This is a genomic window from Delftia sp. JD2 (assembly GCF_001682645.1).
GTDB classification, from domain to species: Bacteria; Pseudomonadota; Gammaproteobacteria; order Burkholderiales; family Burkholderiaceae_C; genus Comamonas; species Comamonas acidovorans.
The window spans coordinates 1-7960 of the sequence record NZ_LFJT01000112.1; the positions used below are offsets into that span (position 1 = coordinate 1).

The following is a 7960-nucleotide window of genomic DNA, read 5'->3' on the forward strand; positions in this document are numbered from 1 at the left end:
CCAACAACACCGCCACAACTGCAAAGCCCGCACCGGCGCGCGGCCGCAGCACCAAGCCCGCATCACCGGCACCGGCTCCTGCGCCCGCGACTGCAGCCCCTGCCAATCGGCAGCGCCGTGCAACCGACAATTCCAACGCAACGGCAGCGCCGTCCAGCGCCCGCTCGGCCAACAGGTCCTCCACAGAAGCCAAGCCCGCAGCACTGCTGGCAGCGCCGGTTCGCCCACGCCGCACGCGCACAGGGCCGAAGACGCTGTTCGTGCTCGACACCAACGTGCTGCTGCACGACCCGACCAGCCTGTTCCGCTTCGAGGAACACGACATCTTCCTGCCCATGGTGGTGCTGGAAGAACTCGACGGCCACAAGAAGGGCATGACCGAAGTGGCGCGCAACGGCCGCCAGGTCAGCCGCACGCTGGATTCGCTGGTCGCCTCCCAGCCCTCCGAAACGCTGGACAAGGGCCTGCCGCTGAATGCCACGGGCCAGCGCAGCGCCACGGGCATGCTGTATTTCCAGACGGAACCGCTGGAGACCTCGCTGCCCGACAGCCTGCCCCAGGGCAAGGCGGACAACCAGATCCTGGGCGTGGTCGCTGCGCTGCGCAAGAAGTTCAGCGAGCGCGAAGTCGTGCTGGTGTCCAAGGACATCAACATGCGCGTCAAGGCACGCGCGCTGGGCCTGGCGGCCGAGGACTACCAGAACGACAAGGTTCTGGACGACGGCGATCTGCTGTATGCAGGCGCCCTGGCCCTGCCCCAGGACTTCTGGGCCAAGGCGGGCAAGAACGTCGAGAGCTGGCAGGAAGGCGCCATCACCTACTACCGCATCAGCGGTGCCATCGTCGACCAGCTGATGATCAACCAGTTCGTCTACCACGAGGCACCGGGCGAGCCCAGCCTGTTCATGCGCGTGACCGAGATCCGCGACAAGACGGCCGTGCTCAAGACGCTCAAGGACTTCGGCAACCCCAAGTACGCCGTCTGGGGCGTCACGGCGCGCAACCGCGAACAGAACTTCGCGATGAACCTGCTGATGAACCCGGACATCGATCTGGTCACGCTGACCGGCACGGCCGGCACCGGCAAGACCTTGCTGGCCCTGGCCGCCGGCCTGTCCCAGGTGCTGGACGATCGCCGCTACACCGAGATCATCATGACGCGCGCCACGGTGAGCGTGGGCGAGGACATCGGCTTCCTGCCCGGCACCGAGGAAGAGAAGATGGGACCCTGGATGGGCGCCCTCGACGACAACCTGGAATTCCTGGCCAAGGGCGATGGCGGCAATGCCGGCGAATGGGGCCGCGCGGCCACCAATGAGCTGATCCGCAGCCGCATCAAGATCAAGAGCATGAACTTCATGCGCGGCCGCACCTTCCTGAACAAGTACGTCATCATCGACGAGGCCCAGAACCTGACGCCCAAGCAGATGAAGACCCTGATCACGCGCGCCGGCCCCGGCACCAAGATCATCTGCATGGGCAATCTGGCGCAGATCGATACGCCCTACCTGACCGAAGGCTCCTCGGGCCTGACCTACGCCGTGGACCGCTTCAAGGGCTGGCCGCACAGCGGCCACATCACGCTGGCGCGCGGCGAGCGTTCGCGCCTGGCAGACTTCGCCAGCGAGGTGCTCTAAGCCATGGCGATCAGCTGGATCACCGCGTTGAAGCTGGTGCCCTGGGGCGACGTCATCGAGGCCACACCCCAGGTCGTCAAGGCCGCCAAGAACCTGCTGCGCAAGAAGGACGCTGCGCAGGAGCTCGATGCACAGCAGCCTGCGGCCGTCGAGCCGCTGGCACCGCCGCGCTCGGCTGGCGAACAGGCGCTGCAGCTGATCCAGGCCCAGGACGCACGCATCGTGCAACTGGAACAATCCCAGCGCCAGTCGCTGGAGTTGATCGAAAAGCTGGCCGAGCAGAACGCCCAGATCGTGGCCACCGTGGGCGCGCTGCGCACGGGCGCCCAGCGGCTGGCCTGGGCATGCGCCATCCTTGGCGTCTGCGTGGCGGGCCTGCTGATCCAGGTCTGGCGCATGTAGATCGCCAACCCCCCAAAGCAAACGGCCCCTCGGGGCCGTTTTTCATTGCGGGCACAAAGCCGGGGTATCCCGGTCAGTACTCGTCGCCGCCACCGTAGCCCACAGCCAGGTTCTCGAAACGCGTCTGGTTCTTCTGGAAGAACACCTTCACCGTTCCCGTGGGACCGTTACGCTGCTTGCCGATGATGACTTCGGCAATGTTCGGCTCCTTGCTGTCCTTGTTGTAGTAGTCATCACGGTAGATGAACATGATGATGTCGGCATCCTGCTCGATGGCGCCCGATTCGCGCAGGTCGGACATCATGGGACGCTTGTCGGTGCGCTGCTCCACCGAGCGGTTGAGCTGGGACAGGGCAATCACCGGGCACTGCAGTTCCTTGGCCAGCATTTTCAGGCCCCGCGAAATCTCGCCCAGCTCGGTCGCACGGTTGTCGGAACTGGCAGCCGAGCCCGAGCCGCTCATCAGCTGCAAATAGTCCACCACGATCAGGCCCAGCTTGCCGCAGGTGCGCGCCAGGCGCCGCGCATTGGCGCGCAGCTCCGTGGGGGACAGGCCCGGTGTCTCGTCAATGTGCAGGGACACCGTGCGCAGCCGCTCGATGGCTTCCGTCAGGCGCGGCCACTCGTCGTCGTTGAGCTTGCCCGTGCGCAGATTGCCCTGGTTGACGCGACCAATGGAGCCGACGATACGAACCGCCAGCTGGGCCGCGCCCATTTCCATGGAGAAAATGGCGACCGGCAGGCCCTCGTTGAGCGCCACATGCTCGGCGATATTCACCGCAAACGAGGTCTTGCCCATCGAGGGACGGGCAGCCAGCACCACCAGGTCACCGGCCTGCAGGCCGCTGGTCATGCGGTCCAGATCGACGAAACCCGTGGGCACGCCGGTCACATCCATGGGGTTGTCAGCCATCTCCTGGACACGGTCCAGCAGGTCCACCACCAGCGTGTCGAGCGACTGAAAGCCCTGCTTGTTGCGCGCACCCTCCTCGCCGATGGCCAGGATTTTTTGCTCGGCCTCGTCCAGGATGCGATCGACCGTCTTGCCCTGCGGATTGAAGGCATTGGTGGCGATGTCGTCGCTGGCGGTCACCAGCTTGCGCAGGATGGAGCGCTCCCGCACGATCTCCGCATAGCGCCGGATGTTGGTGGCGCTGGGCACGTACTGCGCCAGCTGGTTCAGGTACAGCAGGCCGCCGATTTCCTCGGCCTTGCCCATGCTCTGCAAATGCTCGTAGACCGTGATCACATCAGCCGGCTTGCTGCCGTTGATCAGCTTGCCGATGGCCTCGTAGATCAGCTTGTGCTCATGGCGGTAGAAATCACCATCCACCAGCAGATCACCAACACGCTCCCAGGCGTTGTTGTCCAGCAGCAGCCCCCCCAGAACGCTGGACTCGGACTCCATCGAATGCGGCGGCACGCGCAACTGGGCCACCTGCTGGTCGCCAGCAGGCAGCGGTGCGAACGCATCATCGAGATCGAGCGGGGGCATTACGGACGACATGGAATTCCTGGAGATGAGCCCGCCATCGTAGCGGCTGGCAAAAGGCCGCGCCACCCGGCGTCATCACCCTGGCACGGCAAAGCAAAAAGCCGCCCTAAGGCGGCTTTTTGGTGATACGGGACAAGCCCCGGATCAGGAGTGGTCGCCGTAGACCGACACCGTCACTTCGACGCTGACGTCGGTGTGCAGTGCCACGACCACGGTGGCGTCGCCCACGGTCTTGATGGGACCGTTGACCAGGCGAACTTGCGACTTGGCGACGGCAAAGCCGGCCTTGGTCAGTTCTTCGGCGATGTCGGCGTTGGTCACCGAGCCGAACAGGCGGCCGTCAACGCCAGCCTTCTGGGTCAGCTTGACGTTTGCGCCGTTGAGCTTTTCGCCCAGTTGCTGAGCAGCAGCCAGCTTTTCAGCCGCTTGCTTTTCCAGTTCGACGCGCTTGGCTTCGAACTCGGCCTTGGCGGAAGCCGTGGCACGACGGGCAGCGCCCGTGGGGATCAGGAAGTTGCGGGCGTAGCCGTCTTTGACCTTGACGATGTCGCCGAGGCCACCGAGGTTCACAACCTTGTCGAGCAGAATGACTTGCATGGTTGTATTCCTTAGATCTTGTGCTGGTCAGAGTAAGGAACCAGAGCCAGGAAGCGGGCGCGCTTGATGGCCGTGTTCAGCTGACGCTGGTAGATGGCGCGCGTGCCGGTCAGGCGAGCGGGCACGATCTTGCCGTTTTCACCGATGAAGTCACGCAGGGTGTCCACATCCTTGTAGTCGATTTCTTCGACGCCGGCGACGGTGAAGCGGCAGAAGCGCTTGCGCTTGAACAGCAGCGACTGCGTGTTGCGCTTGGGGCGCTTGTCCTTGTTGAATTTCTTGAACGTGGCCATTTCTGGACCTCTTGAAAATTAGTTTTGTTGAATGTCCTGGATGTGGAAAACCAGCAATTTGCCGTTGCGGGGCGTTGCCAGGAAGCCTTGGAACTTCCACTGGCTGCCGAGCGCCTGGCGGGCCAGCTTTTCAGCCAGCGCGCCAAAGGCCACCGCCTTGACAGATGCCGTCACGCTGCGTTCGCTTCCTGCTTCCTTTTGCCGCGACGCGTGTTCGAGTCGCAGTTCAAGGGCGGGCAGCCCTGCCGGCGTGTAGCGCAGTGCTTGAAGCTCTGCGATGGCGGCCGTCAGTGCAACGTGGTTCTCCACTCCTTCAGGTTCTGAAAGGGCTGGGCTCAGGCCTGTTCGGTCTGGCTGGCCTTGCGGGCTTCTTCACGCTCGACGGTCTTCATCATCGAGGAAGGCGCAGTGTCGGCCTTCTTCTTCTGAACCGTCAGGTGACGCAGCACGGCATCGTTGAACTTGAAGGCATGCTCCAGCTCAGCCATCACAGCCTGGTCGGCTTCGATGTTCAGGCACAGGTAGTGGGCCTTGGCGAGCTTGTTGATCATGTAAGCCAGTTGGCGACGGCCCCAGTCTTCTTCGCGATGGACCTTGCCACCGCCAGCGGTGATCATGCCCTTGTAGCGTTCCAGCATGGCGGGAACCTGCTCGCTCTGATCCGGGTGGATCAACAAAACGATTTCGTAATGACGCATATCGACTCCTTTTGGGAAAACGCCGCCCACTGCGTCTTGTAGCGGTGCGGCAAGGCAAAGCATTGGATTCTAGCGCAGCCCTCTTCCATCTGTACACTCCGCACTGCCCGAGACCCCGGATTCGTGTGGGGCTTTTGCCCCTTCGCCCGGCTTTTGCCCCCACCGTGTGCACCTGCAGTGCGCATGCACAGGCACAAAGCCCTTGAAAATACACCGATCCGCTCGCATCTCGATTCAAGATCGTGCAATCGCCAAGTCTGGCCTCCAGCGCGGCGATCTTTTTGTTTTGTAGCTGAAGTCTCCATCCATGTCCGAACAAAACTCCAACCCCTTTCAAGACGCAGCCCCGGAAGAAATCGAAGCCGCCATGGCGGCCAACGCCGCCGACGAGCTGCAGCGCCTGCAGGCCGAGCTGGCCGAACTCAAGGCCAAGAGCGCCGAGCTGGCCGACCAGTTCCTGCGCGCCAAGGCCGAGGCAGAGAATGTGCGCCGCCGCGCGGAAGACGAAGTCTCCAAGGCCCGCAAGTTCAGCATCGAGAGCTTTGCCGAAAGCCTGCTGCCCGTCTGCGACAGCCTGGATGCCGCACTGGCCATCCAGCAGGCCACGCCAGAGCAGCTGCGCGAAGGCGCCGACGCCACGCTGCGCCAGCTGACCTCGGCCCTGGAGCGCAACAAGGTCGTGACCATCAACCCGGCAGCCGGCGAGAAATTCGACCCCAACCTGCACCAGGCCATCAGCATGGTGCCTGCCCAGCAGGAAGCCAACACCGTGGTGTCGGTGCTGCAAAAGGGCTACCTGATTGCCGACCGTATCCTGCGCCCGGCCCTCGTGACCGTGGCCCAGCCCCAGTAAGCGTGCGCTCACGGCATCGCTGACAAAAAAGAGGCAAAGCCCCTTGAAGCAGCGCCTGCCGGCCACAAGTTAGCAGTCATTCAAACATTTCACAGAACGCGGAGAGAACTCAAAATGGGAAAAATCATCGGTATTGACCTGGGCACCACCAACAGCTGCGTGGCCATCATGGACGGCAACACCACGCGCGTGATCGAGAACAGCGAAGGTGCACGCACCACGCCGTCGATCATTGCCTACCAGGAAGACGGCGAGATCCTCGTCGGCGCCTCGGCCAAGCGCCAGGCCGTCACCAACCCCCGCAACACCATCTACGCCGCCAAGCGCCTGATCGGCCGCAAGTTCGACGAGAAGGAAGTGCAAAAGGACATCGACCTGATGCCCTACACCATCTCGCGTGCCGACAACGGCGACGCCTGGGTGGAAGTGCGCGGCCAGAAGCTGGCCCCGCCGCAGATTTCCGCCGAAGTGCTGCGCAAGATGAAGAAGACCGCCGAGGACTACCTGGGCGAGCCCGTGACCGAGGCCGTGATCACCGTGCCCGCGTACTTCAACGACGCCCAGCGCCAGGCCACCAAGGATGCCGGCCGCATCGCCGGCCTGGAAGTCAAGCGCATCATCAACGAGCCCACGGCAGCTGCGCTGGCCTTCGGCCTGGACAAGATCGACAAGGGCGACCGCAAGATCGCGGTGTATGACCTGGGCGGCGGCACGTTTGACGTGTCCATCATCGAAATCGCCGATGTGGACGGCGAAAAGCAGTTCGAAGTGCTGTCCACCAACGGCGACACGTTCCTGGGCGGCGAAGACTTCGACCAGCGCATCATCGACTACATCATCACCGAGTTCAAGAAGGACCAGGGCGTTGATCTGGCCAAGGACGTGCTGGCCCTGCAGCGCCTGAAGGAAGCCGCCGAGAAGGCCAAGATCGAGCTGTCGAACTCGGCCCAGACCGATATCAACCTGCCCTACATCACGGCCGATGCCTCGGGTCCCAAGCACCTGAACATCAAGCTGACCCGCTCCAAGCTGGAAAGCCTGGTCGAAGACCTGATCGAGCGCACCATTGCGCCCTGCCGCACGGCCATCAAGGACGCAGGCGTGTCCGTGTCCGACATCGATGACGTGATCCTGGTCGGCGGCATGTCCCGCATGCCCAAGGTGCAGGAGAAGGTCAAGGAATTCTTCGGCAAGGAACCCCGCAAGGACGTGAACCCCGACGAAGCCGTGGCCGTGGGCGCCGCCGTGCAGGGCCAGGTTCTGTCGGGCGACCGCAAGGACGTGCTGCTGCTGGACGTGACGCCGCTGTCGCTGGGCATCGAGACGCTGGGTGGCGTGATGACCAAGATGATCACCAAGAACACCACCATCCCGACGAAGTTCGCACAGACCTTCTCGACGGCCGACGACAACCAGCCGGCAGTGACGATCAAGGTGTTCCAGGGCGAGCGCGAAATGGCTTCGGGCAACAAGATGCTGGGCGAGTTCAACCTCGAAGGCATTCCGCCCGCAGCGCGTGGCGTGCCGCAGATCGAAGTGGCCTTTGACATCGACGCCAACGGCATCCTGAACGTGTCCGCCAAGGACAAGGCCTCGGGCAAGGAAAACAAGATCACCATCAAGGCGAACTCGGGACTGTCCGAGGACGAGATCCAGAAGATGGTGAAGGACGCCGAGCTGAACGCAGCCGACGACAAGAAGAAGCTGGAACTGGTCCAGGCCCGCAATCAGGGCGAAGCTGCCGTGCACAGCGTCAAGAAGAGCCTGGGCGAGCATGGCGACAAGCTCGACGCTGGCGAGAAGACCGCCATCGAGAGCGCCGTCAAGGACCTGGAAGAGGCCCTGAAGGGCGAGGACAAGGACGCCATCGACGCCAAGACCACGGCGCTGATGACGGCCAGCCAGAAGCTCGGCGAGAAGATGTACGCCGATGCGCAGGCGGCCGGCGGCCCCGAGGCAGCAGCAGCCGCCGCAGCGGCCGGTGC

At 63.4% G+C, this 7960-nt stretch carries 9 protein-coding genes; 4 read left to right on the forward strand and 5 right to left on the reverse strand.

The genetic code is table 11. The features are described from left to right. Together ACM14_RS29765 and ACM14_RS29770 are read left to right on the forward strand one after the other, a co-directional pair. Positions 1-1637 (forward strand): PhoH family protein (locus ACM14_RS29765; protein WP_084027464.1); only part of this gene is annotated, 1637 nt, incomplete at its 5' end. Between the two features lie 3 nt (positions 1638-1640). Next, positions 1641-2039 (forward strand): hypothetical protein, encoded by a 399-nt coding sequence (locus ACM14_RS29770; protein ID WP_012207023.1) that lies wholly within the window; start codon positions 1641-1643, stop codon positions 2037-2039. Between the two features lie 73 nt (positions 2040-2112). Here ACM14_RS29770 and dnaB read toward each other — a convergent pair whose 3' ends face one another. The 5 genes from dnaB to rpsF form a co-directional block, all read right to left on the reverse strand. Continuing rightward, entirely contained in the window at positions 2113-3546 is a 1434-nt protein-coding gene (gene dnaB, locus ACM14_RS29775) for a replicative DNA helicase (RefSeq protein WP_012207024.1), read from the reverse strand. Between the two features lie 132 nt (positions 3547-3678). After that, positions 3679-4131 (reverse strand): 50S ribosomal protein L9, encoded by a 453-nt coding sequence (gene rplI, locus ACM14_RS29780; protein WP_013801023.1) that lies wholly within the window; start codon positions 4129-4131, stop codon positions 3679-3681. 11 nt (positions 4132-4142) lie between these two features. After that, positions 4143-4424: a 30S ribosomal protein S18 gene (gene rpsR / locus ACM14_RS29785; protein ID WP_012207026.1), complete on the reverse strand. Its 282-nt coding sequence runs from the start codon at positions 4422-4424 to the stop codon at positions 4143-4145. 18 nt (positions 4425-4442) lie between these two features. Continuing rightward, positions 4443-4733, reverse strand: a complete 291-nt coding sequence (priB, locus tag ACM14_RS29790; protein ID WP_012207027.1) for a primosomal replication protein N — start codon at positions 4731-4733, stop codon at positions 4443-4445. Positions 4734-4759: 26 nt separating this feature from the next. Beyond that, positions 4760-5122: a 30S ribosomal protein S6 gene (gene rpsF / locus ACM14_RS29795; protein WP_012207028.1), complete on the reverse strand. Its 363-nt coding sequence runs from the start codon at positions 5120-5122 to the stop codon at positions 4760-4762. A gap of 307 nt (positions 5123-5429) precedes the next feature. Here rpsF and grpE point away from each other — a divergent pair, with 307 nt between their 5' ends. Beyond that, positions 5430-5975, forward strand: coding sequence for a nucleotide exchange factor GrpE (gene grpE, locus ACM14_RS29800; RefSeq protein WP_013801022.1), 546 nt, complete (start codon positions 5430-5432; stop codon positions 5973-5975). Positions 5976-6089: 114 nt separating this feature from the next. After that, positions 6090-7960: molecular chaperone DnaK (gene dnaK / locus ACM14_RS29805; RefSeq protein WP_065348136.1), on the forward strand; the 1871-nt coding region annotated here is incomplete at its 3' end.

Excerpts from the sequence above, each read along its gene's own strand:
- ACM14_RS29770 (WP_012207023.1), top strand. The coding sequence starts at position 1,641 with ATGGCGATCAGCTGGATCACCGCGTTGAAGCTGGTGCCCTGGGGCGAC.
- dnaB (WP_012207024.1), bottom strand. The coding sequence starts at position 3,546 with ATGTCGTCCGTAATGCCCCCGCTCGATCTCGATGATGCGTTCGCACCG.
- rplI (WP_013801023.1), bottom strand. The coding sequence starts at position 4,131 with ATGCAAGTCATTCTGCTCGACAAGGTTGTGAACCTCGGTGGCCTCGGC.
- rpsR (WP_012207026.1), bottom strand. The coding sequence starts at position 4,424 with ATGGCCACGTTCAAGAAATTCAACAAGGACAAGCGCCCCAAGCGCAAC.
- rpsF (WP_012207028.1), bottom strand. The coding sequence starts at position 5,122 with ATGCGTCATTACGAAATCGTTTTGTTGATCCACCCGGATCAGAGCGAG.
- grpE (WP_013801022.1), top strand. The coding sequence starts at position 5,430 with ATGTCCGAACAAAACTCCAACCCCTTTCAAGACGCAGCCCCGGAAGAA.